Here is a 24896-nt window from a genome sequence, read left to right on the forward strand (position 1 = left end):
ATGAGCGACGACCTGAACATGGCCGAGAGGTTCAAGCGCGGCTGCATCAGCATTCTGGTCGGCACCATCGCCGTCTACTGCGCCATCAGCGTCATCGAGTCCATCTGGCCGACCCTGGCGATCATTCTCGGGGTGCTGGGGGTGATCGCCCTGCTGGTCGGTGCGATCATGCTCTACCGCAAATTCCGTTCGGGCTGGTAGGTGAAATAGCTGTGGAAAACCAGCACCTCCTACCCCTGTCAGCCGTGTTCGTACCGGCGTAGTAGTTTTCACAACTTTTCTTTGCAATTGCGTTCACGCAACGCATAGTGACCCTTGAACTTGTTGCGCGAAAGCAACAGTGAGTCACGGACGCGACATTCCGCGTCAATTCGAAGAAATCACCGTAATTCATCGAGGAGGAGAGCTATGTCCAAAACAGGAAGAACCAACCACCGTCGGGCTGACCGCGAAGCCAAGCGCCGCAGAGGCTCGACCGGCGCCGAGCGCCGCATCACCGTGCGCAGCGAGACGCGCACACCACCCGACCTGTACAAACTCAGCCGCGCCGTGATCGCCATAGCGATGGCTGACGCCGAGGCGGAGAAGACGGCCGCGAGCGATGACGCTCGTAGCACCAAGCCCACCGCCGGGAGGGAGAAGACTCATGACGACGAATAGTCTCTCCCCCGACCTCACCGCCGACTCTCTCGTTTGGCAGCTATTGTTCTGGCCGAGCCCATTTCGAGAAGGAGCCGCCACCTCGCTTCTGCGCGACTGGGCTGCGCAGAAGCACGCGCCTCAGCTTATTCTCGAAGCCCGCTCCACCGCTGACGGCGTCGAATATCTCGTCGGCAGTCAACTGCGGCACGCCCACGGCGTTCGGCGTTCGGTCGAGCAGCTAGTCAATGGCGCAGTGGTGACCCCGTTTGACCCGACTGAGCGCGGTGACATCGTCACGGCGCGTCGGATGAAGCTCACCGCGACGGACTGGCCGCTGGAGCCGGTCGACCGGGTGGCCTCCAGCCGCTCCATCCTGTCCGCGCTTACAGCGGTCAAAGTTGCTGAGCGCCTGGTGATCCAAGTCGTCCTCGGCCCGCGCCGCCAGCCGATGCTGCCGCCGGTCGAACAGCCATCCAGCGGCCATCAATCGACCGCCTCGAAGGTATGGCAAGGTCTGCTGCCCGACAAGCGTCCCAACGCCCGCCAAGCCCTCGTCCGCAAGCTCGGCCAGCACGGCTTCGCTGCGGTGGTGCGGATCGGCGTCGAGGCCGGCACGGCGGAGCGTCGCAAGTCTTTGCTACTCGGCCTGGCTGCGGCTATCGGCACGGTGGAGACGGCCGGCGTGCACTTCAAGCTGGCCGAGGAGAAGGCCGGGAAGATCAACGAGCCCAAGTCCGCCTGGTCGATTCTGACTCCGGCACAGCCGCTCAGCGTGCCGGAACTGAGCCACCTTCTGGCATGGCCGGTATCAGATAGCCGCGATGATCGCTTCCCCGGCCAACCGCCGATCCACCCTCGCCCCGTCAGACCGACCCCAGCTCTATTGTCCGGTGAGCGGGTGATTGCCGAATCCAATGCGCCCGGCGTCTCCGGCACCGTCGGCTACGACGTCCTCGACGCCATGCGCCACACCTGGGTGATCGGGCCGAACGGCACCGGCAAGTCGACGCTACTGCTCAACCTGATCGTCCAGGACCTCCAGGCCGGGCGTCCGGTCGTGGTCATCGAGCCCAAGGACCTGGTGGCCGATGTGTTGGCCCGCATTCCCGAGCACCGCCGCAACGACATCGTCCTGCTCGACCCGCTCGATGAGGCACCGGTGGGCATCAACCCGCTGGCGCACAGCGAAGGCCGCACGCCGGAGGTGATCGCCGACTCGCTGTTCGGCACCATCCACGCCATTCACGGCGACCTCGGCCCGCGCTCGGCCGACATCCTGCGCAACAGCCTGGAAGTGCTGGCCAAGCGCGACGACGCCAGCCTCACCATGCTGCCGTTGCTGCTGACCAATCCGGGGTTCCGGCGGTCACTCACCCAGCGGGTCATCCGCGAGGATCCGTTCGCGGCTGGGCCGTTCTGGGCCTGGTTCGACTCGCTCTCGCCGGAGGCAGTGGACACCAAGATCGCCCCGCTGAGCAACAAGCTGCGCCCGTTGCTGACCAAGCAGCTCCGAGCCGTGCTGGCCCAGCGTAACCCGAGGTTTAATACCCGGCAGGTGCTGCGCGAGAACAAGGTGCTGCTGGTGCCCTTGCAGAAGGGCGTGATCGGGCCCGAGGCGGCGCAGCTGCTCGGGGCGATCATCTTGGCCGAGCTCTGGCAAGCAGTACGGGAGCGAGCGGGCACATCAGAAAACTCCCGCACGCCGGTCATGGTCTACATCGACGAGGTGCAGGACTACCTGCGCCTGCCGACCGACCTCGGGGATGCGCTGGCCACGGCGCGCAGCTTGCGGGCCGGATTCCACCTGGCCCACCAGTACCAGAAGCAGCTCCCGCCCGCGATGCTCGACGCCTTTCGCAACAACGCCCGGAGCCGGATCACCTTCCAGCTACAAGCGGGCGATGCCAAGGACATGGCCACCGGGCAATCCGTGCTCGCGCCGGAGGACTTCGGCGCGCTGCCCGCCCACCACGTCTACGTCAACCTGATGCGCGACAACACCGTGCAGCCGTGGGCCTCGGGCGTCACGCTGCCGCCACCACCAGTCACCAGTGATCCAGCCGAGATTCGGCGCCTCAGTCGAGAGCGCTACGGCCAGCCCTTGGACGAGATCGAAGCCGGATTCACCGAACTGCTGGAGCAGGTGAGTGGCGGCGGCGCCGAGGGAGCTGGCGGTCGACGCCGAAGGAGGCAAGCATGACGGAGAAGTCGTACGAAAGTGGTGGAAGCGACGTAGAAGTCACATCGGTCAGCGGTATTCATCCCGCTATTCGCACCGGCCCGACCACGAACCCCCCTCTGACCTCGTCATCTCCCGCCCAGCGGAAGCCGAATGATGGTGCCCATGGGGGCACCACACCCCGGCGGTTGGTCCGCGATCTGAGCAAAGTCGCCCAGCAACTCAGCGACCGGGACTGGTCAGTTCTTCGCTCGGTCGCCGAGCACCGCTACCTGAGCGTCCCGCATATCCGGGTCCTCCACTTCGGCGAGATGCCCCAAGCCAGCGGTCTGCGCACCACCCAGCGGGTACTGGCCCGACTGCGCCGCGACCGCGTACTCGCCAGTTTGCCCGCCCGGATCGGCGGCCACCGCTCCGGAAGCGGTGCCACCATCCACTACGTCGACGAGATTGGCGACCGGCTCCTCCGCCAACAGGCAGAGCGGCGCACGCGCCGTCCCTTCCGCGAACCAACGCAGCGGTTCCTTGATCATCAGCTGGGCATCGCCGATGCACACGTCGCCTTCGTGGAGGCCGCCGCCGTCGGTCGGCTCGAGCTCCTACGCTGCGAGACCGAGCCCGGTGCCTGGCGCGACTACGTCGGCATCGGTGGCGCGCGCGTGACCCTCAAGCCTGACCTGTACGCCGAGACCGCCAGCCCGCCCGGCAGCGACTACGTCGACGCGGCGTTCATGGAGATTGATCGCGGCACCGAGAGCATTCCAACCTTGCTGAAGAAGTGCCGCGAGTACGAGTCCTACCGCCGCCAAGGCGTCGAGCAAGATCGCAACGACGGCGCGTTCCCGCGCGTGGTCTGGGTCATGACGGCCACCACCGCCGAGAAAGCAGAGCGCCGTCGCACCGCGTTGCAGGAGGCCATCACCAAGGACCGCAGCTTGCCGGACGGACTCTTCGTCGCCATTGCCCCGGAGCAGCTCGTACCACTTATGCAGAAAGGAGCCGAATCATGAAGGAGAACGACGCAGCCAACTCATCCTCACCGGCCAGGCGCTACCGCACCATCTTGGCCGACCCGCCCTGGGACATCCTGCAGCAGGGTGCACGCGGTGCCGAGCACCACTACCCGCTGATGACCACCGACGAAATTGAGGCGATGCCTATCACTGATCTCGCCGAGGAGGACGCCCACCTGTGGCTGTGGGTCACCAACGGCTCGTGGCGCGCCGGATACGACGTCATGACCGCCTGGGGCTTCACGTACCGCTCACCGCTCACCTGGGTCAAACCCCGCCTGCAGCTCGGCCACTACCTGCGCAATATGACCGAGCATGTCCTGTTCGGCACTCGCGGGAAGGCGCCAGTCAAGTTCCGAGCCCAGCCGACCTGGTTCATGGCTCCCACCCAGGAGCACAGCCACAAGCCCGAGGAACAGTTCGGCATTATCGAACGGGTCAGCCCCGGGCCGTACCTGGAGCTCTTCGCTCGCCGCCGTCAGCCCGGCTGGGACGCGTGGGGAAACGAAATCGACTCCGATGTCGTCATTCCCGGCTACCCGGTACCGTCGGACTCCGCCCGAGCACCGCGCGGACCGCTCGGGCCACCAAGCATCAGTTCATGACCTCCCCCCCTGAGCGCGCCCACCGCCTCGTCGGTGCTGTGCGGCCGTCACCGTGAACACACCACGTGTTCGCCGGCCGCTCGCACCGAGGAGGAGCGACATGTCCACACCCGACCCGTCGAGCGCGGCCAAGGAAATCACCTTGGCCATCCGCATCGACACCGCACGGCACGCCCAGCTCACCTGGATCGCCGAACTGCGCGGCAGCAACCTCAAGCGCGAATGCTTGAAGGCCGTCGATGCCCACATCGAAGCCGCCAAGAACGATCCCGAGCTGATGGCCAAGGCCGACGCCGCCCGCGCGGCGATCGAGGCCGAAGCCCAGGCACGCCAGGCGGCCATCGCCAACCTGTTCACCGCCACCCAGCCTCCCGAGCCCGTGCAGACCGACACCCCCGACGACGGAGGTAGCGGCGAGGACGAGCAGGCGAAGGAGACACCACGCAGCACGCGAGGGCGGCGCGGCCAGCAGGCCAGCGAGTAGGAAAACCGGGTAGCGGGCGACGTAGCTCGTACCCCCGACAGGGCCGGGCAGATAGCACAAACAGGCGAGGTCTTTATGAGCCCTCACTGCTATCCGCCCGGCCCGCTATTCCTCACACTTTAAGAAGACACAGTTCCGATCCCAAGAAGTTCTGCAATTCTCGCAATTATACATTTTGGTTTTAACTGTTGCTTAAACGCAACAATGGAGTTATTGTCAATGGTAGGGGAAATTGAATAGGAGAATAGCAAAATGAGAGCATCGCATAAAGAGGCGGCAATAGCGATCGGAAGGACGATCGACGCGCGATGCAAGGAATTGAAGCTCACACGAGCTGCAATCGCAGCACGATCCGGCATGAGCCGATCAACAATTACACGGGTCGCACAAGGGGTTTTTCTTCCGACGCCGAACAGCCTTAAGGCCATCGCGGATGCTATCGAGGTACCGCACGAAGAGCTGTTTACCCTGGCGGGATGGCGAGACTCGCTCGCAATCCCTTCCCGTAGAGGCCCTCACGTCCAGGTCACGTACCACGACGTTCCACGGGAGATCGCACAAGAGATTCACGCCGCGATCGACGAAGTAGCAGCACGCCATGACCTGTGTCTGCAACCAAATTGCACCAGACCAGAGTGTCGCCACTGAACAGGCGCCACAGTAGACGACAGCAGCGAGAGGAGGTATCACCATGAGGAAACGAAACGACAATTCCAAAATACCGCAGAGCACCGCGACTCAACGTGGCGAACTCCGAACAGCTCGATTTAGCGACCTTCGCGATGTCGCCCGCAGGGAAGCACGTCCGATCGGGTACGCGGGGACGCTCCGTGTAGCGCAGCAGCAAGCCGCCCTGCTGCTCACCGGACACGGGGCAGTCGCTCCCGTACCAATAGAAATTATCTCCGGCCTGAGACAGCTACGAGTGGAATTCGTCGACGATCAGCATCTGCCGAGCGCAAGCTTTTGGGATGTATTAACCCGTCGATGGGTGATCCAAGTTTCCTCCTCGCTCGAACTGGCACAGCGCCGAGTGGCCATCGCCCGCGAGTTCAAACGAATCCTCGATCACCCGGACGCCACGATCGGCGTCGACGAGTTCGTCGAGCACCTCCTCGTACCTGGGGCTTTGCTTCACGAAGCGATCGAAGCCGGACACACGACGCCCACAATGCTCTCGGAATACTTCAAGGTGCCCGAACCCGTGATCACGCAACGACTCAGAGGTTCTGGACTCGGTCCGGGTATCCACGCGCGAGCTCATCTCGATACCCAAGCCCTGGCAGATCGCCCACAGATGAACATGGAAGGTGCCGCACAGGAGAGTGAGCCCCAGTTCCCGACTGGGGTTCTGTTTCTTTCCATCGAGACCCCGTCCGCCGCCGATAAGGCAGCTGGGAGCGAGGAGCCTATAGCAATCGGGATACAGCGTGATATAGGGCATCGCCTTGCGGTCGACCGTGGAATAGGGATCGTCAAGGAATTCGTCGAGGTCGGCATACCTGCAGCGAGCCTGCGGCGTCGGCCAGTCCTGCGGCGCGCGCTGGCCTACCTCGAAACCCATCCTGGCATCAGCTACGTAGTGGTCCCGGGTCCGGTCCCGCCGATCAGCACTCGCGCTCATGCAGAGTTGATGGTGAGCCACCTCAAACGCCTCAGGCTGCGCGTCGTACTCAGTGACCAGACCATCGCAACCGCTCCCGAACTATCCCCAGAACCAGGAGTCCTTGCATGACCAAGACAACCGATGCTATTGACATCGCGACCGCAGACATCGCTCTCGACTTCGCCGTCTCTTACCTACGTGTTTCCAGCAAGAAGCAGATGGACACCGCTCGTGACATTGATCCTGACGGCAACTCGATCGCCACCCAGCGCATCTATGTCGACCGCAAAGCCAGCGCACTCAACGCGCGCATTATCGAGGAGTTTCTCGATCCCGGCCTCTCGGCGAAGTCGATCGAAAAACGCCCCGACTTCCAGCGGATGATGGAGTATCTGCGCGAACATCCCGAGATCAAATACGTCATCGTCTACGCCCGCTCACGCGCCTTTCGCAACTACATCGATGCCGCGCTGACCAAACGTCTGCTCGACAAGCTGGACGTCAAACTCGTTTCCGCCCGCGAAGACTTCGGCGACGGCATCTACGCCGAGATGATGGAAGCGGTCACCGACATTTTCAACGATGTCCAGAACAAGCTCTCCGGCGAAGACGTGCGCATGAAGATGCGCAATAAGGCCATCAACGGTGGCACCATTGGCGTTGCCAAGCTCGGCTACCTCAACGCCCGTGTCGACGTCGGCGGACGTTTGGTCAACACGATCGAGGTCGACCCGGAGCGGGCGCCGCTGGTCTTGCGCGCCTTCGAGCTGTACGCCACCGGCGAATACAGCATGGATCTGCTGGAAGCGACGATGGGCGACCTCGGTCTGACCTCACGACGCAGCGGCAAGCCCGTCACCGACGGCACTCTGCACAAGATGCTCTCCGACCCGTACTACCTCGGCTACGTCGTCTACAAGGGCGAACGCTACGAGGGACGTCATCCCGCCATCGTCAGTCCGGAGCTGTTTCATCGGGTTCAGGATGTCCTCAATGCTCGCAGCGCTCGCGGCCAGCGCGACCGCGTCCAGACCCACTACCTCAAGGGCGGTCTATTCTGCGACCGCTGTCACCGCGCCGGACGACATGCTCGCCTGATCTACACCGAAGTCACCAACCGCCACGGCATGCGATACGGCTACTTCCTATGCCGCGCCCGGCAGGAGGGCCTCTGCGACCTCCCGCATCTGTCCGCCGCCATGGTCGAACAAGCCATCTCCGACCACTACCGCACCCTCCAACTACCCGCCGACTTCGCTACCGAGGTCCACAGACGCCTCGAAGCGGCCCTCGGCCAGGAGCAGTCAGCCACACAGGAGATGCACAACAGTCTCAAGAAGCGGCTTCGCGAGATCGAACAGCAAGAGAACCGGCTCATCGAACTCGCCGCTCACGACACCATGCCCCAGGCCAAGATCCGGGTGCGGCTCCTGGAACTGGGCGAGGAACGCAAGCGCGCCGAGGCCGGACTCAACGACACCAGCGCCGAACTGCAAGTCGGCGCCCAGGTCCTGCGAGACGCGCTGCACCTCGTTGCCGACCCGCATGCGCTCTACCGCGACGCACCCAACAGCGCACGCCGCCATCTCAACCAGACCTTCTACGAGCGGCTCTACCTCGACGAAACCACTGTCACCGACGAGGAACTCAGCCCGCTCTTCCAAGAGATCAACGATGCGATGCGCGAGTACGTGCGTAGCAACCCCGGCACGCGGCCACGAACCGCTCGCAGGCAGCCTCGGCCTGCCGAGACCCCAGTTCGACAACACGAAGGAAGCCCCCGCGATGCGGAGGCTCCCAGATCAACTACCTTGACCGATCTGCTCACCCTTGCCGATGTTTTTTCGGTCAAGGGTTCGAGTAAACCCGTCATGGTCGGCGATGGAGACCGAGGAGCAGATCGTCGCGACCTTCCTGCACGATGTGCCCGCCGAGCTGGCGGCCGAGGAGCTGGCGCGCGGGCGGGAGCAGGTCGAGGACGGCGACGTCCCGATTCCGCTGGATGCCTGGCCGGAGGTGCCGACCCGGTTCCTGGTGTGCCGGGACGACCGCTTCTTCCCGGCGGACTTCATGCGCACGCTCGTGCGCGAACGGCTCGGCATCGAACCCGATGACATCGAGGGGAGTCACGGGGTGATGCTGAGCCGTCCGCGCGAGCTTGCCGACCGGTTGAACCGGTACGTCACATCTTGGCGTGCTTCGCCTGGAAGAAGTTGAACAGGCCGTAGGCGGCGATCCCGAGCGCGGCGAGCACCAGCAGCACCTGCCCGAAGGGCTGAGCGCCGAGCGTCTTGAAGGCGCCGTCCAGGCCGGAGGCCTTGCTCGGGTCGTGGTCGAACACGGCCCAGGCGATCAGCCCGCCGATGACGGCGATGGCGATCCCCTTGGCGATGTAGCCGGTGGTGCCGAGGCGCTTGGCCAGCTGGGTGTTGGTGTCCAGGTCCTCGAGGAACTTCTTGGTGACGCCCTTGTACACGTAGTAGGCGCCGACGCCGAGCACGACCAGCGCCGCGATGACCAGCAGCGCCTTGCCGCCGGTGCTCTCCATCAGCTTGGCGGTGGTTCCCTTGTTCTGACCGCTGCTCGAGTTGCCGCCGCCCTTGGCGAAGGAGTAGGCGGTGAGCGCGAGCCCGGCGTAGATCACGGCGGTGCCGAGCGCCTTGACCCGGCGGAACGCCTCGCCCTCCTTGCTGTTCTTGTCCGGCTTGTTGGCGCTGCCGAAGGCCGCCTCGGCCAGCCGCCAGAGCGCCATCAGCACGAAGGCGACCACGGCGAACCAGAGCACGAACTTCCCGCCGGGCGCGGCGGCGATCTCGGCCATGGCCCCGGACTGATCGGCGGTGCCGCCGCCGCCGAAGGCGACGCGCAGGGCGATGTAGCCGACGAGCAGATGGACGATTCCGCTCATCACGTATCCGGCGCGGGCCACGCGCTCGAACGTGCTGTTCTGGGCGATCCGGCTAGCGGAGCCCGTCGAGGTGTTGGTGATAGCCATGGCGCCTTCTCATCAAGTGTGGTGCGGTCGTTCGGCGAGTTACCCGGCCGCGCGGCGCCGAAACGGGCGCCGCTGCCCGCGAACGGGTTACGGCCACCCGGCGCCGGGCGCGGGTGCGGGCACCGCGGCCACCACTCCCGATGGCCCGCCCCGCTCGTCGCCCCACCGCTGGCCGACCACGTAGAGCTGCGGGTTCGCGCCGCGGCCGAGCGTGCAGGAGAAGGCGCCGCGGTCGAATTCCACGGTGCCGCAGCGCTCCCCGCCCGCGCGCACCCGGACGCAGCGGGAGGTGCCGACATCGGCGTACCAGATCGCGCCGTCGGCGTCGGCGCAGATGCCGTCGGGGTGGTCACCGGGGGTGGCGGCCCACTCCGCGGCCGCGCCGAGCGTGCCGTCCGGGTGCACGGCGAACGCGGTCAACCGCTCCGCGTAGGACTCGGCCAGGATCAGGGTCCGCCCGCCGGGCAGGACGGCCATGCCGTTCGGGAAGGCGACGTCACCGGCCACCCGGCGCGCGATGCCGTCGGTCTCGACGAGGACCAGGAAGCCGGGGGCGAATTCGCCGCCGGGGAAGTCGAAGCCGATGTTGTTCAGGTAGGCGCGGCCCGCCGCGTCCACCACGATCTCGTTCCACGGCGTGGCGCCGAATTCGGCCAGGTCGGCGTGGGTGGCGAGGGTGCCGTCCGGTTCCCGGCGCAGCACCCGGCGCCCGGCGGAGTCGAGCAGCAGCAGCCTGCCGTCCGGCAGGAAGTCGAAGCAGAGCGGGAAGGACGGGACCTCGGCGATCACCTCCGCCCCGCCCGCGTCGTCCAGCGCGAGCACCTGCCCGGCGGCCCAGTCGGCCACCCAGGGCCGTCCGCCGTGCCAGCGCAGCGATTCCCCGAATCCGATCCCCTCGCGCACGATTCGCATTCCCGGCTCCTCACGTCGATGTCATCGGTACCGACGGACCGAGTCGCCGGAACTCGTCGGTCCGCGCGGCGTGCGTCGCTATTCTGGACGGGGGCCGGACGCCGCGCCGGCACTACGCGTGCGGGCACGACGCCGCGTCGTCGTGCGCCGGACGCAATCGGGAGGTCCCGTGGAACCGCGTTACGACCGTGCCGCCCTGGCCCGGATACTCGGCTCGCTCGCCCACCCCGCGCTGCTCGCCGCGGCCGCGCCGGAGCGCGAGCCGTTCACCGCGCACTACCGGGCGGTACCGCTCACCCCCGAACCGGGCCGCCACCTGACGCTCTCGCAGCGGCTCTACCTCGAAGGCTTCATGCGGCCCTGCCCGCCGGAGCTGGTGACCTCGGCGACGCACCGCCTCACCTGGGTGGACGAGGACGGCATCGGCAACACCGGGCACTTCCACGCCGACGGGCTCGGCCCGATCGTGCCGATCGCCGCCCGCTCGGCGTACCTGGAGCTCTGGCGGGCGCTGCGCACCGACGCGGAGTTCCTCGGCCGGGTGCGCGCCCTCGACGAGCCCGACCGCGCGGTGCTGGCCGGGACGACCACCGACCAGGAGCCGCTGGAGATCGTCCGGGTCGGGGTGGAGGCGGCCGCGCGAGCGCTCACCCAGCACGCGCTGCTCGCGCACCGCACCCCGTACCGGGATCCGGCGGATTTCGCGCGGGCGCTGCGGGATTCGGGGATCTTCGGCGCGGTGGCGACGCGCTGGTTCTGGGAGCTGCAGGCCTCGACTCATCGGCGCGGCATGATCCCGGTGGCGTTCGAGAGCAGCGGCGAGCGGCTGCGCTACACCCCCGAGTCGGTGGCGACGCTGCACGCCATGAAGAACGCGACGCTCGCCGAGGCGCGCGCGGTCATGCACCGGGCCCGCACCGCGGAGGGGCTCGGCACCGAGCAGGCTATCGCGAAGTACCACGACGAGCTGGACCTCATCTCCCGGCAGTACGCGCTGCTCGGCCCCGCGGAGCGGCCGGTCTGCCCGGCCACGAGCTGGCAGCGGGTGGATGGCACTGCGCTGCAGCCGCACGGCCTGGTGGCGGAGCGGTTCGTCGAGGCGTTCGCGGCGGCGGTGCGGCGGGTCGACGTGGTGCCCGCTCCCCCGGCCGAGGCCGAGGACGGGCCGGACGGGCTGGTCACGGTGCCGGACATGAACTGCAAGCACTGCGTCCGCACCATCACCGCCGTGCTCACCTCGATGGACATCGCCGTGCACGACATCGATCTGGAGCGCAAGACGGTGCACGCCGAGTTCCGCAGCCCGCGCAACCGCGAGCGCGCCTTCGAGGCGCTGCGCGACAGCGGTTACAACCCGGCCCTGCTCACCCCGGACCGGGCTCACCTGGCCTGAGCCCGGGCGCCGGTGGCGCCGGGCGTGGCGGTACTCAGGCGGCGTGCAACGCCGTGACCAGCTCCGCGACGGCCTCGGGGGCCGGGGTGTAGCCGGGGAAGTAGCAGCAGACCTCGGCGACGTCGGGCCCGAACCGGGCGCGGATCCGCGCGGCGCACTCCGCGGGCGTGCCGACGATGCCGATGCGCCGCACCATCTCCTCGGTGACCAGCGCGCGCATCTCGGCGTAGCCACCGGTCTTGGAGAGCTGGTTCAGCTTCGGCTGCACCTCGCCCCAGCCCTCCGCCTCCAGGACCGGGCGGTAGGCGGGGGTCGAGCCGTAGAAGGAGATCAGCATGCCGACCCCGGCGAGCGCCGCCGCCAGCTCCGCCTCTGTCCGCCCCACCGCCACCATGACCTGCCCGATCACCGGGAAGTCGGCGGCGCTGCGGCCGGAGCGGCGCAGCCCCTCGGCGATCGCGGGGGCGGTGCGCTCGGCCAGGTGCCGGTCGGTGTTGAACGGCATGACCAGCAGCCCGTCCGCCACCTCGGCGGCCTTGCGGGTCATCACCGGGCCGAGCGCGCCCATGAGCACCTGCGGCGGCCCGAACGGGTTCGGGCCCGGGTTGAAGTTCGGCGGCATGAGCGTGTGCGTGCTGAACTCACCGCGGAAGTTCAGCGGCGCCTTGCCCTCCCAGGCGTCCAGGATGGCCTTCACGGCCGCCACCGTCTCCGCGGTGCGCGCGGCCGGGTTGCCCCAGGTGCTTCCGTACCGCTTCTCGATGTGCACCCGGATCTGCGAGCCGAGCCCGAGCCGGAACCGCCCCGCGCTGTAGCTCTGCAGGTCGTGCGCGGCGTGCGCCAGGTGCAGCGGGCTGCGCGGCCCCGCGATGGCGACATTGGTCATGAGCTCGAGCTGCCCCGCCCCCGCGGCGACCACCAGCGGGAAGAAGACGTCGTGCGGGCCCTCGAAGGTGAACAGGCCGTCGGCGCCGGTCTCGGCCAGTTCCCTGGCATGGGTGGCGGCCCGGCCGGGCGCGCCGTCGACCTGCAGGTGTACTTTCACCCCGCCATCCTATGGACAGGACTCCGTTCAGGTGTCCAGTTCGGGGACGATCAGGCTCACGCCGTCACCGAGGCGCAGCCGGTGCCCCGCCGGAGTCTCTGTGAGCACCAGCAGCACCGCCGCGCAGGAGGCGCAGCGCAGCACCGCGCCGGGGCCGCGCAGGTAGGCGGGGGCCGCGCCGATCGGGCCCGCGGCGCCGCAGGCACCGCAGCGGCAGCCGCACGCCGTGACCTCCACCGCGAAGATCTCGGCCAGCGGCCCGGCCAGGGCGTTTCCGTCCAGGTGCGTGCTCATCGACTACCTCCCGGCCGGGCCGAAGCGTTCGGTGCGGATCAGGGCCGGATCGTGCCCGAGCTCGACGAGCTGGGCCGCGGTGGCCTCGACGAAGCCGGTCGGCCCGCAGACGTAGCAGGTGACGTCCGGCGCGGGGGCGAGCCCGTGCTCGGTCAGCTCGGCGGCGGTGAGCCTGCCGGGGTCGCGGGGGTAGCCCTCCGGCACCCGCCTGGTGTACGCGACGAAGACGCCGTCGGCGTCCAGCTCCGGGCCGTAGTAGCGCTGCGCCGGGGTGCGTAGCGCATACAGCGCCCGCACCGGGACCCTGGCGTTCGCCGCGCGGCGCGCCCGCAGCATGGCCATGATCGGCACCACCCCGGAGCCGCCCGCGACCAGCATCGCCGGGCCGCCGGTGGCCGGATCCCAGACGAACCAGCCGCCGACCGGGCCGCGCAGCTCGACGCTCGCGCCGACCGGCAGCTCGTCCACCAGGTAGCCGGAGACCTCGCCGTCCGGCACCCGCTGCACGGTGAGCTCGACGATGTCGCCGTCGGCGGGCGCGGCCAGGGAGTAGCTGCGCACCGCCCGGTAGCCGTCCGGCGCGGTGAGCCGGACGTCGACGTGCTGCCCGGGCAGGTGCCCGGGCCAGTCCGCGACCCGCAGCAGCAGGGTGCGGGCGGTCGGCGTCTCGAAGCGCTCGCCCGCCAGTTCGGCGGGGCGCCAGCCGCGGGCCGCGGTCAGTCGTCCCGGTACCGCTGCTCGCGCCATGGGTCTCCGTAGTCGTGGTAGCCGGCGGCCTCCCAGAAGCCCTGCTCGTCGCGGTCGAGCAGCCGGATGCCGCGCACCCACTTGGCCGACTTCCAGAAGTAGAGGTGCGGGACGAGCAGCCGCGCCGGGCCGCCGTGCTCGGGGTCGAGCTCGGCGCCGCCGTAGCGGTGCGCCACCCAGGCCTTGCCGTCGAGCAGGTCGTCCAGCGGGAGGTTGGTGGTGTAGCCGCCGTAGCTGTACACCAGCGCGTACTCGGCCTGGGTCTCGACCGCGCCGAGCAGGGTGTCCAGCGAGACGCCGGTCCAGTCGGTGTCGAGCTTGCTCCAGCGGGTCACGCAGTGGATGTCGACGTGCGGCTGCTCCTGCGGCAGCGCCAGGAACTCCGCGCGGCTCCAGGTGGTCTCGGCGCCGGTCTCGTCGGTGACGGTGAAGCTCCAGCGCTCCGGGGCGATCCGCGGCGTCGGGCCCGCGGAGAGCACCGGGAAGTCCTTGGTCAGGTACTGCCCCGGCGGCAGCCGGTCGTCGGCCCCGCGGGCCCGGCCGCGGAACCCGGGCGAGAAGATGGCCATGCCGAGGATCGTAACCCCCTGGTTGCCGGGGTGCAGCGCTCAGCGCTGGAGCCGGTCGAGGAAGGCGCGCAGGTTCTCCCGCACCCGCTCGACCTTCTCCTCGGTGCTCAGGTTCTCGCGGTAGCGGTTGCCGAGCGCGGGACGTCTGCGGCCGCGGGCGTAGAGCGAGCAGGCCAGGTCGGTGCACATGAGGGTGCCGACCGAGTCGCCGCGGCGCCCGGCCTCGCCCGCCTTGTGCGCGGTGAGCAGCGAGACGCCGCCGCCGGTGTGCGTGGTCAGGCAGATGGTGCACATCTGGGCCCGGCCGGAGCCGCCGGTCTCGTAGCGCAGCGCGACCCCGATCGGGCCGTCGGCGCCGGGCGCGACCAGGTAGCAGCGGCCGGGCAGCGAGCGATCGCTCCAGCCCAGGAAGTCGAGGTCGTCCCAGGGCCGCTCGGCCAGGTCGCGGGGTACCGGCAGCCGCTTGGCCTCGCCCTTGGAACAGTTGACGAACGACGAGCGGATCTCGCCCTCGGTGATCGGATCCATGCGACCGACGGTACGAATTCCGCGCCCGGGGGACAACGCAATTTCCGTACCACCCCCATTCGCTACTTGTTTGCCCGATCCCGAGCGGGGCACCGCCGATGCGCGCACGATGAAGGCACAACGATCACCGAGACAGGAGGTCGACATGCCCCATCGCGACACCCCGTGGCCGACCGGCACCCCGTGCTGGGTCGATTGCCAGGTCGACGACACGCACCGGGCCGCGGCGTTCTACGGCGCGCTGTTCGGCTGGAAGATCGAGGACGGCGGCGCCGAGTTCGGCGGCTACCTCATGGCCATGCGCAACGACCGCGCCGCCGCCGGGATCGGCCCGAAACCACCGGAGATGGCCATGCCGTCGGCGTGGACCACCTACCTCGCCACCGAGAGCGCCGACCGCACCGCCGAGGCGGTGACGGGCGGCGGCGGCGCCCTGCTCGTCCCGCCCTTCGACGTGCTCACCGTCGGGCGGATGCTGGTCGCCGCCGACCCGACCGGCGCCGCCTTCGGGGTCTGGCAGGCGGGCGAGCACAACGGCGCCGGAATCTACAACGAGCACGGCGCCTACTGCTGGAACGAGCTGCACACCGACGGCTACCGGCGCGCGCAGGAGTTCTACACCGGGGTCTTCGGCTGGGCCTACACCGAGATCGGCGACGGCGCGAACGTCGTCTACTCGACCTTCGCGCACGCCGCCGACGGCGAACCACTCGGCGGCATCAATCAGGCCGCGGCACCGTCCTACTGGCTGACCTGGTTCCAGGTCGACGACACCGACGCGGCGCTGCGGCACGCCGCCGAGCTCGGCGCCACGGTGCTGAGCGGGCCGGACGACGGTCCGTTCGGGCGGATGGGCATCCTGCGCGGCCCGCAGGACGAGGTCTTCGCCGTCATCGACCCGACCCGGACGGTGGCCCCGCCGCCCGGCGGCTGAGCACGGGGCGAATCCCGCGGGAGCCGCGGCGGATGGTCGCGGCCCCGGTCAACTGCCGCGATTCTCCCCGAGCTCCTCGACGATCGGGTTGACCGGCACCGCGCGCTCCCGCTCGGTCACCGTCGGGTGCGCGTGGTCGCGGTGCTGGGCGGCCTTCTCGGCGGCCGAGCGGCCGTCGTCCAGCGTCACCGACTGCACCACCTCGCCGACGTTCGCGTACTCCACCGGCGGGATCGCGTTCAGCGCGCGCACGGTGTCGTCGTCGGCGCCCGCCTCGGTCGCGGAGCGCACCAGCTCGGTCTTCTCGGCCGGGAAGTCGGCCTCGGCGAGCGCGCGGTGCACCCGCTCCACATCGGTCGTCACCATCTCGAATCCTTCCCCGGGCCGGGCTCGGCCCTCGATCCTGCAGTGCCGATCCCGGCGGTACCCGGGCGGCAGGACCGCGAAACCGGCTCAGCCGCGCAGGCCGTCCAGCGCGAGCGCGAGGCAGCGCTGCCCGGCCTCGGCCCCGGCCTCCGCACCGAGCAGCGACATCGCCCAGATCAGGTGCGCCACGTCGGTGTCGCGGAGGTCGGGGCGCACCACCCCGGCGGCCCTGGCCCGCGCCAGCACGGCGGTGAGCCGAGCGGCCCCGTCCCGGCAGGCATCGGCGATCACGGCGGCCGCGGAATGCTCGCGCACCAGCAACTCCAGCAACCCGCGGTCGGCGGTCATGTGCGCGACCAGCCCCGCGCAGAACCCGGTCAGCGCCCGCCACGGGTCGGGCTCGGCGTCGGCCGCGGCGGCCAGCTCGCCGAGCACCGCGAGCCGCTCCGGCAGCAGCGCCTCGATCAGCGCGTCGCGGTGCGGGAAGTGGTTGTAGAGCGTGCCGATGCTCACCCCGGCCCGGCGGGCCACCTCCTCCAGCGACCCGTCCAGCCCCTGCGCGGTGAAGACCTCGGCCGCCTCGCGCAGCAGCTTCTCGCGGTTGCGGGCGGCGTCGCGACGCAGCGGTCGGGTGGGCACGGCGCCATTCTACGAAATCGAGGCGCCCCTCGAGTTCCGTGGTACCGTGCGGTAAATCGAGGCCCCCCTCACTTTTGGAGGTAGCAATGTCCCCTTCCCCCATCGCCCTCGTCGTCGGCGCCGGTCCCGGCCTCGGCCTCGCCATCGCGCGGCGGTTCGGCCGCGCGGGACTCGGCGTGGTGCTGGTGTCCCGCTCGGCCGAGCGGCACCCGCGCTACCTGGCCGACCTGGCCGCCGACGGCATCACCGCGCACGCCTACGCCGCCGATGTCACCGACCCGGCGAGCTTCCGCGCCGCGCTGGCGGCCGCGCGCGGCCACGGCGACGTCGAACTCCTCTACTACGGCCCCGCCCCGAGCCACCTGCCGATCCCGCTCACCGCGACCGACGGCGCCGTCGCCCGGACCGCCTTCGACTGGGTGTGGCCCGCCGCCGACGCGGTCGCCGCGGTACTGCCCGGCATGCGGGAGCGGGGCTCCGGCGCACTGCTGTTCACCGGCGGGCTCTCCAGCGTCCGGCCCATGCCGATGCTCGGCCAGCTGGCGCTGCCCGCCGCCGCCATCCGCAACTACGCGCTCACCCTGCACGCGGCGCTGGCAGGCGACGGGGTCTACGCGGGCACCCTCACCATCGGCGGCGTGGTCGAGCGCGGCGACATCCACACCATGGTCGCCGCCGATCCCGGCACCTTCGGGCCGCTCGCCGGGCACACCCTCGACCCCGACGAGCTCGCCGAGGCGGCCTGGCGAATGACCCGCGAGCGGGACCGCGCGGAAGCGGTCTTCGACGTGTTCAGCGCCGCCTGAGCGAAGGGGCGGGGCCGATTCCGCGCGCCGCCGCGGCGTGGGCGACGTACCGTCGAGATCATGGCGGAACTGGTTCTCGGTCCGGTGCTGCGGCACGTCGACGCCACCTCGGCGACGGTGTGGGTGGAGACCGACGCACCCTGCGAGGTCACGGTGCTCGGCGCCCGTGCCCGCACCTTTCAGGTCGGCGAGCTGCACTTCGCCCTGGTCGTGGTGACCGGGCTGGAGCCGGACGGCTCGGTGCCCTACGAGGTCGCGCTGGACGGCGCGCGGGTGTGGCCGGAGCCGGATTCGGAGTTCCCGCCCAGTCGGATCCGCACCCACCCGGTGCGCACACTGATCTTCGGCTCCTGCCGCGCGGCCAAGGCGACACCGGGCGCGCAAGCCGCGGACAAGGTCGGTGTCGACGCCCTCGACACCTACGCGCTGCGCATGAAGGAGCGCGCCGAGCCGGAGTGGCCGGACGCGCTCGTCCTGCTCGGCGACCAGGTGTACGCCGACGAACCCACGCCGCGGATCAAGGAGTGGCTGGCGCGGCGGCGGGACGGGGCCGAGCCCGCGGGCGAGGTGGTCTCGTTCCGCGAGTACGCCGAGCTGTACCACGAGTCCTGGGCCGACCCGGAGATCCGCTGGCTCATGTCCACCGTGCCCACCTCGATGATCTTCGACGACCACGACGTGCGCGACGACTGGAACACCTCGCGCACCTGGCGCGAGCAGATGGCCGAGCTGCCCTGGTGGCCGGAGCGCATCCGCTCCGGGCTCGCCTCCTACTGGGTGTACCAGCACCTGGGCAACCTCGCGCCCGCCGACCTGGCCGCGAACGAGCTGTATCGGAGGGTCACCGAGCACGGCGGCGACGTCGGGGAGCTGCTGGAGGAGTTCGGCGCCGCGGCGGACAGGGAGGCCGACGGGCGCAAGCCGGTGCGCTGGAGCTACCGCCGCGATTTCGGCCGGGTCCGGCTGCTCGTCATCGACACCCGCAGCGGGCGCATCCTGGACGGCGACCGGCTCATGGTCGGCGCCGAGGAGTTCGAGTGGCTGGAGGAGAACGCCGCGGGCGATATCGACCACCTGCTCATCGGGTCGTCGCTGCCGTGGCTGATGCCGCCCGCGCTCAGCCACTTCCAGTCGCTGAACGAGCGCGCCGCCGGGTTGCCGGGGTGGCGCGGGCGGCTCGGCGAGAAGGTCAGGCAGGAGGCGGATCTGGAGCACTGGCCCGCGTTCCGCGCCTCCTTCGAGCGGCTGGCCGCGCTCATCCGGCGGATCGGGAGCGCGCCGGACGCGCCCGCCACCATCTCGGTGCTCTCCGGGGACGTGCACCACAGCTACGCCGCGCGCGCCGACTACCCGGAGCCGACGACATCGACGGTGCTGCAACTGGTCTGCTCACCGGTGCACAACGAGCCGCCGAAGATCTTCCACGCCGTCTTCGCCGCGGCCTGGGGGCGCCGGTTGGCGCGGGCGCTGCGCCGGCTCGCCGATCGGCGCGGGATCTCGCCTGACCCGGTGCGCTGGGAAAAGATCAGCGGGCCGCACTTCGGGAACTCGCTCGCCGCGCTGCACCTGGACGGGCGGCGCGGGCGCTTCGTGCTCGAGACCGCGCGCTCGGACGAAGGATTGGTGAAGGTCGCCGATCTCGAGTTGCGGGCGCCGCACTCCTGACCACCGCCGGTGGGTTCGGCGGAGCGCGCCGCCCGAGCACCACCGGCCCGGCGGTCACGTCCGGGGCCGACCCTGCTTCGTCATGCTGGTGACCCGCACCGGCCCGCTCCACCCGCAGGGCGAGTCGCAGACCCCGACCACGTCGCGCCGGGTGCGCCCGTCGGCGACGAGGGTGTGCAGCCACGCGGTGGCGGGATACCCGCAGCGCGGGCACTTCCCGAAGTAGTCGAGGATCTCGGTGGCGGTGCGGCGCCCGACGGAGGCGCTCATCCGGCGGCGTCCGGGTCGTACTCGAGCAGCGCCCGGCGCAGCAACTTCCCGGTGGCGTTGCGCGGTAACTCGTCCAGCACGATCACCTCCCGCGGCACCTTGTGCCGCGCCAGATCCGCCTTGACGTAGTCCTTGATCTCCTGCGCGTCCACCGACGCCCCATCGACCGGGACGACGAACGCCCGCAACCGCTGCCCGAAGTCCGCGTCCGGCACCCCGACCACCGCCGCCTCGGCGATATCCCCCCGCTCCACCAGCAGGTTCTCCACCTCGAGCGGGAAGACGTTCTCCCCGCCCGAGATGATCATGTCGTCGTCCCTGCCGTCGACGAACAGCCGCCCCTCGGCGTCGAAGTGCCCCACATCCCCGCTGGAGAGCAGCCCGTCCACGGTCTCCCTGGTCCGCCCGTCGGTGTACCCGGCGAAGCTCAGCCCGCTGGAGACGAAGATCGTCCCGACCACCCCCGGCTCGGTGATCCGCGCCCGCCGCTCGTCGTACAGCGCCACCCGGCACCCCACCGGCGGCCGCCCGACGGTCCCCGGCGCCAGCCGCATGTCCTCCGGCGTCGCCACCGCCGCCACCGCCACCTCGGTGGAGGCGTACAGGTTGTAGAGCACGTCGCCGAAGAGCTCGGCGGTCCGTCTGCTCAGATCCGGCGAGACCGACGATCCGGCCGCGAAGATCACCCGCAGCGCGGAGGTGTCGTGCGCGGCCAGCTCGGCGGCGGGCAGGTCGACGATGCGCTGCAGCATCGTCGGCACCACCACCAGGCTCGCGGCCCGGTGCTCGGCCACCGCGGCGACCGTCCAGCGCGGATCGAAGCGCCCGGGCCGCAGCACGACGGTGTTGCCGAGCGCCCAGCCCAGCCCGAGCTGGGAGAGCCCGGTGCCGTGGAACAGCGGAGCCGCCATCACCATGGCGCTGTCCCTCGGCAGCGGGATCCGGTCGAGGAACTGCGCCGACTGCAGCGGCGAGACCTTCTCCCGCGGCGCGCCCTTCGGCGTCCCGGTGGTGCCGCTGGTCAGGATGACCAGCCCGCCCGCCCTGGCGGGCGCCGGCAGCGGCTCGGGCGCGTGCGCGGCGGCCAGCCCGTCCACCGTGAGCACTCCGGGCTCGGCCCCGTCCGCCCTGGTGAGGATGCGCGCGATGGTGTCCGGCGCCGCGGCGAGCAGCGGTAGGAACTCGGCGTCGAGCAGGAGCGCGGCGATCCGCTCGCGCACCGCGACCTCGGCCAGCTGCCGCCCGCCGAACCCGGTGTTCAGCAGCACGACCCTGGCCCCGAGTTTCCCGGCCGCGGCCATCGCCAGCAGCATGCCGCGGTGGTCGCGGCAGAGCACGCCGAGCACGGTGTCCGCGCCGTGGCCGCCAGCGGCGAGGCCGCGGGCCAGCGCGTCCGAGCGGGAGTCCAGCTCGGCGAAGGTCAGCCCGCCGCGGTCGTCGATCACCGCGGTGCGCTCGGGCCAGCGCCGCGCGGCCGCCCGCAGCACCGTGGTGAACGGACCGTAGCGGCTCGCGTCCCGCGCGGCGCGCAGGGTGTGGTCCGGGCGCAGTGGATCCAGCATGCCACGCCGGACCAGCACGCTCGCCGCGGCCAGTGAATCGGTGAGCGGACGGGTCAGCTCCTGCAGCCCCACGGCGGTTCTCCCTCAGCGATGACGGATAGGTGCGCAGAGCGTAGCGCAGGAGCAGAATGCCCATTCACTTATTTCGACATCCGGCGTCATCGGAGGCGCGATCGTTGTTGAACCGTTGATTACATGAGAGACTTGGAGTCAACTTGTTTCATCTACTCTCGGGAGGTCGAAGATGACCCGCTCGATCCAGCCGATGCCCAGCACGCCGGGCACCGAGCCGACGGACCGCCGCCGCTTCATCGCGGGTCCGGGCGCCCTGCTCGGCGGCCCGGCGAACGTGATCATGCAGCTGAGCCTGGCGCCGGTCGGCCGCGGCGTCGTGGAGAGCACGGTGGCCAGCGGCCGCTTCGACCTCCGGCCGCAGAAGCGCGGCCGCACCACGCTCACCTACCTCGCCGTCGCCATGCTCGGCACCGAGGAGGAGCGGGTCGCCTACCGCGAGGCCACCAATACTTCGCACCGCCAGGTCCGCTCGCAGCCCGGCGCCGAGGTGCGCTACAACGCCTTCGACCCGAAGCTGCAGCTCTGGGTGGCCGGCTGCATCTACCTCGGCACCGCCGACTCCTTCCGGCTGCTCTACGGCGAGCAGACCGAGGAGTTCCAGGACGCGCTGTACCGGGAGTCGGCGCGGTTCGGCACCACGCTGCAGATGCCCGCCGAGCTGTGGCCCGCCGACCGCGCGGCCTTCACCGCGTACTGGGAGTCGATGCTGCCGCAGCTCTCCATCGATGAGGGCGTGCGCCGCTACCTGCTCGACCAGGTGGTCGACCTGGGCCCGTACAGCCGGGTCGAGCAGCTGCTCGGCAAGCGCGTGAACCGCTTCTTCACCACCGGCTACCTGCCGCAGTGGTTCCGCGACGAGCTCGGGCTGGACTGGGGGCCGCGCAGGCAGCGCGTCTTCGAGCTGATCATGCGCGGCCTCGGCTTCGTCATCCAGCGGCTGCCCGAGCCGTGGCAGCGGTACCCGCTGGACAAGCACCTTGCCGACATGCGGCGCCGGATCGCGACGGGCAAACCGCTGGTCTGAGTCAGCCGGCGCGCACGGCCTGCCTGCGCCTGCGCGCCGCCGACCAGCGGGTGGCGATCAGCCCGTGCCGCGGCCCGAACAGGTAGACCGCGGCGAAGAACACGCCCTGGGCCAGCACCACCATGCCGCCCGCCGCGGTGTCCAGGTAGTAGGCGAGGTAGAGCCCGGTCACCGCCGCCACCACGGCGAGCGTCGGCGCGATCAGCAGCATCCGGCCGAACCGGTCGGTGAGCAGGTAGGCGGTGGCGCCGGGGATGATCAGCATCGCCACCACCAGCACCACCCCGACCACCTGCAGCGCGGTCACCGCGGTGAGCGCGAGCAGCCCGAGCAGCAGCGCGCCGAGCAGCCGCGGGTTCAGCCCGATGGCGTGCGCGTGCGTCGGGTCGAAGGCGTAGAGCGTGAGGTCGCGGCGCTTGGCCACCGCGATCACGAAGACCACCGCGCCGAGCGCCGCGATCTGCCACAGATCCGAGGGGGCGACGCCGAGCAGGTTGCCGAAGATGATGTGGTTCAGGTCGGTCTGGCTCGGCGTCACCGAGATGAGCACGAGCCCCAGCGAGAACAGCGTGGTGAAGACGATGCCGATGGTGGCGTCCTCCTTGACCCGGCTGGTGTCGCGCACCACCCCGATCAGCGCCACCGCCAGGAAGCCGAAGACCACCGCGCCGAGCGCGAACGGCGCGCCGACGATGTAGGCGAGCACCACCCCGGGCAGCACCGCGTGCGAGACCGCGTCGCCCATGAGCGACCAGCCGATCAGCACCAGCCAGCAGGACAGGATCGCGCAGACCACCGAGGAGATCACGGTGGCGGCGAGCGCACGGACCATGAAGTCGTAGGCGAACGGGTCGAGCAGCAGGTCGATCACCGCGCACCGCCCGCCATCGGGTCGAGGCCGAAGGCGCGGACCAGGTTCTCCGGGCGGATCACCTCGTCGATGTCGCCGTGCGCGAGCACCTTCCGCATGAGCAGCACCGCCTCGTCGGCCAGGTTCGGCAACGCGTGCAGGTCGTGCGTGGAGATCAGCACGGCCGCGCCGTCGGCGGCCAGCTCGCGCAGCAGCGCGGTGATGGTGGCCTCCGAGCGCTTGTCCACCCCGGCGAAGGGCTCGTCGAGCAGCAGCACCGACGCCCCCTGCGCGATCCCGCGGGCGACGAAGGCGCGCTTGCGCTGCCCGCCGGAGAGCTGACCGATCTGCCGGTGCGCCAGGTCGGCGAGCTCGACCCGCTCCAGCGCGGCATCGACGGCCGCCCGATCCGCCGCCCGCGGCCTGCGGGTCCAGCCGAGCCGGCCGTAGCGCCCGGTCATGACGACCTCGCGCACGGTGATCGGGAAGGCCCAGTCGATCTCCTCGGACTGCGGCACGTACCCGACCAGCCCCGCCCTGCGGGCCGCCGCCGGGGTGTCGCCCGCGATCCGGACGGTTCCGGTGTCCGGGGTGAGCATGCCCATGATCGCCTTGAACAGCGTCGACTTGCCCGACCCGTTCATCCCGATCAGCGCGCAGACCCGGCCGCGGGCCAGCTCCAGCGAGGCGCGCTCCAGCGCGAGGACCTCGCCGTAGTGCACGGTGACGTCGCTGACCGCGATCGCCGGGGTCATCGGGCGGCGCTCCCGGTCAGCCCGGCCACCACGGTGTCCGCGTCGTGCCGGATCAGGTCGAGGTAGGTGGGGACCGGCCCGTCCGGCTCGGAGAGCGAGTCCACGTAGAGCACCCCGCCGAGCCGGGCGCCGGTCGCCGATGCCACCTGCCGCATGGGGGCGTCGGAGACGGTGGACTCGCAGAACACCGCCGGCACCGCGGCCGAGCGGACGAACTCGATCACCCCGGTCACCTGCTGCGGGGTGGCCTGCTGCTCGGCGTTCACCGGCCAGATGTAGCGCTCGGTGAGCCCGGCGTCGCGGGCCAGGTAGGAGAAGGCGCCCTCGCAGGTCACCAGCGCGCGCTGGGTCGGCGGCAGCGCGGCGAGCCGGGTCACCAGGTCGTCCCTGACCTGCTGCAGCGCCGTCTTGTAGGCGGCGGCGTTGGCGGCGTACTGCTGCGCGCCGCCGGGGTCGAGCTCGGTGAAGGCGCGGGCCAGGTTGTCGGCGTAGAGCTGGACGTTGACCGGGCTCATCCAGGCGTGCGGGTTCGGTTTGCCCGCGTAGGCGTCCGCGGCGATGTCGATGGTCCGCACCCCCTCGGAGGCGACCACGTGCGGGACGTCCAGGTCGGCCACGAACTTGGCGAACCAGGCCTCCAGGTTCAGCCCGTTGTCCACGACCAGATCGGCCTGCGCGGCCCGCCGGAGATCGCCCGGCGTCGGCTCGTAGCCGTGGATCTCCGCGCCCGGCTTGGTGATCGACTCCACCCGCAGCCGGTCGCCCGCGACGTTCGCGGCGATGTCGGCGAGCACGGTGAAGGTGGTCAGCACCACCGGGCGCCCGTCGTCGTCGCGCGCGCCGACCCGGTCGCAGCCGGCCGTGGCCAGCCCCAGCGCCAGCACGACGAGCAGCACCATCCGATTCATGGAGCCATCATAAGTTCGGGTCACCGAACT

The 24896-nt window shown here is 70.1% G+C and carries 28 protein-coding genes and 1 pseudogene; 15 read left to right on the forward strand and 14 right to left on the reverse strand.

Annotated elements, in window-relative coordinates:
* From LTT61_RS05920 to LTT61_RS32905, 10 genes and pseudogenes are all read left to right on the forward strand, one after another.
* Window positions 1–201 carry a hypothetical protein gene (locus LTT61_RS05920; RefSeq protein WP_233018924.1) on the forward strand — a complete coding sequence of 67 codons (201 nt, stop codon included), beginning with the start codon at window positions 1–3 and terminating at the stop codon, window positions 199–201.
* 207 nt (window positions 202–408) lie between these two features.
* Complete coding sequence (locus LTT61_RS05925) at window positions 409–660, forward strand: hypothetical protein (protein ID WP_233018925.1); 252 nt, start codon at window positions 409–411, stop codon at window positions 658–660.
* The gene (locus tag LTT61_RS05930; RefSeq protein ID WP_233018926.1) at window positions 647–2842 is read left to right on the forward strand and encodes a type IV secretory system conjugative DNA transfer family protein; all 2196 of its coding nucleotides are present in this window, start codon (window positions 647–649) and stop codon (window positions 2840–2842) included. The genes LTT61_RS05925 and LTT61_RS05930 overlap by 14 nt, the downstream gene beginning before the upstream one ends.
* Window positions 2839–3831 carry a replication-relaxation family protein gene (locus LTT61_RS05935; RefSeq protein WP_233018927.1) on the forward strand — a complete coding sequence of 331 codons (993 nt, stop codon included), beginning with the start codon at window positions 2839–2841 and terminating at the stop codon, window positions 3829–3831. The genes LTT61_RS05930 and LTT61_RS05935 overlap by 4 nt, the downstream gene beginning before the upstream one ends.
* Window positions 3828–4439, forward strand: a complete 612-nt coding sequence (locus LTT61_RS05940; protein ID WP_233018928.1) for an MT-A70 family methyltransferase — start codon at window positions 3828–3830, stop codon at window positions 4437–4439. Before LTT61_RS05935 ends, LTT61_RS05940 begins: the two co-directional genes overlap by 4 nt.
* A gap of 100 nt (window positions 4440–4539) precedes the next feature.
* Window positions 4540–4923, forward strand: coding sequence for a hypothetical protein (locus LTT61_RS05945; RefSeq protein ID WP_233018929.1), 384 nt, complete (start codon window positions 4540–4542; stop codon window positions 4921–4923).
* Window positions 4924–5175: 252 nt separating this feature from the next.
* Window positions 5176–5571 (forward strand): helix-turn-helix domain-containing protein, encoded by a 396-nt coding sequence (locus LTT61_RS32895; RefSeq protein WP_420094738.1) that lies wholly within the window; start codon window positions 5176–5178, stop codon window positions 5569–5571.
* Between the two features lie 43 nt (window positions 5572–5614).
* Window positions 5615–6658, forward strand: coding sequence for a hypothetical protein (locus LTT61_RS05950; RefSeq protein WP_233018930.1), 1044 nt, complete (start codon window positions 5615–5617; stop codon window positions 6656–6658).
* Window positions 6655–7512, forward strand: a pseudogene (locus tag LTT61_RS32900) (recombinase family protein); the annotation flags it as partial. The gene LTT61_RS05950 and the pseudogene LTT61_RS32900, both read left to right, overlap by 4 nt.
* Window positions 7513–8410: 898 nt before the next feature.
* Window positions 8411–8746: an alpha/beta fold hydrolase gene (locus LTT61_RS32905; protein WP_420094739.1), complete on the forward strand. Its 336-nt coding sequence runs from the start codon at window positions 8411–8413 to the stop codon at window positions 8744–8746.
* Here the strand turns inward: LTT61_RS32905 and LTT61_RS05960 are convergent.
* Window positions 8712–9524, reverse strand: a complete 813-nt coding sequence (locus tag LTT61_RS05960) for a DUF1206 domain-containing protein (RefSeq protein ID WP_233018932.1) — start codon at window positions 9522–9524, stop codon at window positions 8712–8714. The genes LTT61_RS32905 and LTT61_RS05960 overlap by 35 nt on opposite strands.
* A gap of 87 nt (window positions 9525–9611) precedes the next feature.
* The gene (locus tag LTT61_RS05965; protein WP_233018933.1) at window positions 9612–10436 is read right to left on the reverse strand and encodes an SMP-30/gluconolactonase/LRE family protein; all 825 of its coding nucleotides are present in this window, start codon (window positions 10434–10436) and stop codon (window positions 9612–9614) included.
* Between the two features lie 169 nt (window positions 10437–10605).
* Here LTT61_RS05965 and LTT61_RS05970 point away from each other — a divergent pair, with 169 nt between their 5' ends.
* Window positions 10606–11829: a heavy-metal-associated domain-containing protein gene (locus tag LTT61_RS05970; RefSeq protein WP_233018934.1), complete on the forward strand. Its 1224-nt coding sequence runs from the start codon at window positions 10606–10608 to the stop codon at window positions 11827–11829.
* 34 nt (window positions 11830–11863) lie between these two features.
* Here LTT61_RS05970 and LTT61_RS05975 read toward each other — a convergent pair whose 3' ends face one another.
* The 5 genes from LTT61_RS05975 to LTT61_RS05995 are packed head-to-tail and all read right to left on the reverse strand — an operon-like array spanning window position 11864 to window position 15012.
* On the reverse strand, window positions 11864–12874 hold the full coding sequence (locus tag LTT61_RS05975) for a TIGR03617 family F420-dependent LLM class oxidoreductase (protein WP_233018935.1): 1011 nt from the start codon (window positions 12872–12874) through the stop codon (window positions 11864–11866).
* Window positions 12875–12901: 27 nt separating this feature from the next.
* The gene (locus LTT61_RS05980) at window positions 12902–13168 is read right to left on the reverse strand and encodes a DUF6510 family protein (protein WP_233018936.1); all 267 of its coding nucleotides are present in this window, start codon (window positions 13166–13168) and stop codon (window positions 12902–12904) included.
* 3 nt (window positions 13169–13171) lie between these two features.
* On the reverse strand, window positions 13172–13915 hold the full coding sequence (locus tag LTT61_RS05985; RefSeq protein ID WP_233018937.1) for an FAD-binding oxidoreductase: 744 nt from the start codon (window positions 13913–13915) through the stop codon (window positions 13172–13174).
* A complete protein-coding gene (locus LTT61_RS05990; protein WP_233018938.1) occupies window positions 13885–14484 on the reverse strand; it encodes a sulfite oxidase-like oxidoreductase in 600 nt (199 codons plus the stop codon). Before LTT61_RS05990 ends, LTT61_RS05985 begins: the two co-directional genes overlap by 31 nt.
* Before the next feature lie 39 nt (window positions 14485–14523).
* Window positions 14524–15012 carry an FBP domain-containing protein gene (locus LTT61_RS05995; RefSeq protein ID WP_233018939.1) on the reverse strand — a complete coding sequence of 163 codons (489 nt, stop codon included), beginning with the start codon at window positions 15010–15012 and terminating at the stop codon, window positions 14524–14526.
* A 145-nt stretch (window positions 15013–15157) separates the two neighbouring features.
* Here LTT61_RS05995 and LTT61_RS06000 point away from each other — a divergent pair, with 145 nt between their 5' ends.
* Window positions 15158–15946, forward strand: a complete 789-nt coding sequence (locus LTT61_RS06000; RefSeq protein WP_233018940.1) for a VOC family protein — start codon at window positions 15158–15160, stop codon at window positions 15944–15946.
* A 48-nt stretch (window positions 15947–15994) separates the two neighbouring features.
* Here the strand turns inward: LTT61_RS06000 and LTT61_RS06005 are convergent, their stop codons facing one another.
* Complete coding sequence (locus tag LTT61_RS06005) at window positions 15995–16312, reverse strand: DUF2795 domain-containing protein (protein WP_233018941.1); 318 nt, start codon at window positions 16310–16312, stop codon at window positions 15995–15997.
* Window positions 16313–16399: 87 nt separating this feature from the next.
* Window positions 16400–16951 carry a TetR/AcrR family transcriptional regulator gene (locus tag LTT61_RS06010; protein WP_233018942.1) on the reverse strand — a complete coding sequence of 184 codons (552 nt, stop codon included), beginning with the start codon at window positions 16949–16951 and terminating at the stop codon, window positions 16400–16402.
* 86 nt (window positions 16952–17037) lie between these two features.
* Here LTT61_RS06010 and LTT61_RS06015 point away from each other — a divergent pair, with 86 nt between their 5' ends.
* Window positions 17038–17757 carry an SDR family NAD(P)-dependent oxidoreductase gene (locus tag LTT61_RS06015; RefSeq protein ID WP_233018943.1) on the forward strand — a complete coding sequence of 240 codons (720 nt, stop codon included), beginning with the start codon at window positions 17038–17040 and terminating at the stop codon, window positions 17755–17757.
* Window positions 17758–17817: 60 nt separating this feature from the next.
* Window positions 17818–19422 (forward strand): alkaline phosphatase D family protein, encoded by a 1605-nt coding sequence (locus tag LTT61_RS06020; protein ID WP_233018944.1) that lies wholly within the window; start codon window positions 17818–17820, stop codon window positions 19420–19422.
* Window positions 19423–19476: 54 nt separating this feature from the next.
* Here the strand turns inward: LTT61_RS06020 and LTT61_RS06025 are convergent, their stop codons facing one another.
* Window positions 19477–19692 (reverse strand): hypothetical protein, encoded by a 216-nt coding sequence (locus tag LTT61_RS06025; protein ID WP_233018945.1) that lies wholly within the window; start codon window positions 19690–19692, stop codon window positions 19477–19479.
* Window positions 19689–21326, reverse strand: coding sequence for an acyl-CoA synthetase (locus LTT61_RS06030; RefSeq protein WP_233018946.1), 1638 nt, complete (start codon window positions 21324–21326; stop codon window positions 19689–19691). The genes LTT61_RS06025 and LTT61_RS06030 overlap by 4 nt, the downstream gene beginning before the upstream one ends.
* A 172-nt stretch (window positions 21327–21498) precedes the next feature.
* On the opposite strand from LTT61_RS06030, the gene LTT61_RS06035 reads away from it, so the two are divergent.
* Entirely contained in the window at window positions 21499–22353 is an 855-nt protein-coding gene (locus tag LTT61_RS06035; protein ID WP_233018947.1) for an oxygenase MpaB family protein, read from the forward strand.
* A gap of 1 nt (window position 22354) precedes the next feature.
* On the opposite strand, the gene LTT61_RS06040 is transcribed toward LTT61_RS06035, so the two are convergent.
* Genes LTT61_RS06040 through LTT61_RS06050 form a run of 3 tightly spaced genes read right to left on the reverse strand, consistent with a single transcriptional unit; the run spans window position 22355 to window position 24866 of the window.
* Entirely contained in the window at window positions 22355–23185 is an 831-nt protein-coding gene (locus LTT61_RS06040; protein WP_233020886.1) for a metal ABC transporter permease, read from the reverse strand.
* 35 nt (window positions 23186–23220) lie between these two features.
* Complete coding sequence (locus LTT61_RS06045; protein WP_233018948.1) at window positions 23221–23958, reverse strand: metal ABC transporter ATP-binding protein; 738 nt, start codon at window positions 23956–23958, stop codon at window positions 23221–23223.
* Window positions 23955–24866, reverse strand: a complete 912-nt coding sequence (locus LTT61_RS06050) for a metal ABC transporter substrate-binding protein (protein WP_233018949.1) — start codon at window positions 24864–24866, stop codon at window positions 23955–23957. The genes LTT61_RS06045 and LTT61_RS06050 overlap by 4 nt, the downstream gene beginning before the upstream one ends.
* Window positions 24867–24896 lie beyond the last annotated feature (30 nt).

The organism is Nocardia asteroides (assembly GCF_021183625.1).
GTDB lineage: Bacteria > Actinomycetota > Actinomycetes > Mycobacteriales > Mycobacteriaceae > Nocardia > Nocardia asteroides_A.